This is a genomic window from Streptococcus sp. HMSC066F01, from assembly GCF_001837335.1.
Taxonomy (GTDB): domain Bacteria; phylum Bacillota; class Bacilli; order Lactobacillales; family Streptococcaceae; genus Streptococcus; species Streptococcus oralis_S.
Map to the genome: position 1 here is coordinate 1 of NZ_KV832116.1, position 558 is coordinate 558.

Here is a 558-nt window from a genome sequence, read left to right on the forward strand (position 1 = left end):
GTCACTGTATAAACAATGGTGCGAACACCCTTCTTACCAACAGCTTTCACTTGACGACTTCCTTCTGGAAGATTTGGATTTGTTACTTCCTTAGTTTGGAAAGCAACTTCTTCTGTCTTGGTCTCTTCCTTAGTCGTTACAACTGGGGCTACTACTTTCTTAGTTCCAACTTCGACAACTTCGTCTACTGCTGGAGTAGTGATTGTGTTTGATTTCTCAACACGACCTGTCTCTTTTCCATCTGTGTAAGTCACTGTATAAACAATGGTGCGAACACCTTTTTGGCCAGCTGTTTTCACTCGGCGAGTTCCTTCTGGAAGATCTGGATTTGTTACTTCCTTAGTTTGGAAAGCAACTTCTTCTGTCTTGGTCTCTTCCTTAGTCGTTACAACTGGGGCTACTACTTTCTTAGTTCCAACTTCGACAACTTCGTCTACTGCTGGAGTAGTGATTGTGTTTGATTTCACCTCACGACCTGTCTCAACACCATCTGTGTAAGTCACTGTTTCAACAATCGTACGAACACCCTTTTGACCAGCTGTCTTCACTCGGCGAACA

The 558-nt window shown here is 43.4% G+C and carries 1 protein-coding gene; it reads right to left on the minus strand.

What is annotated here, in order from left to right:
* Positions 1 to 558: G5 domain-containing protein (locus tag HMPREF2655_RS04350; RefSeq protein ID WP_180364314.1), on the minus strand; the 558-nt coding region annotated here is incomplete at both ends.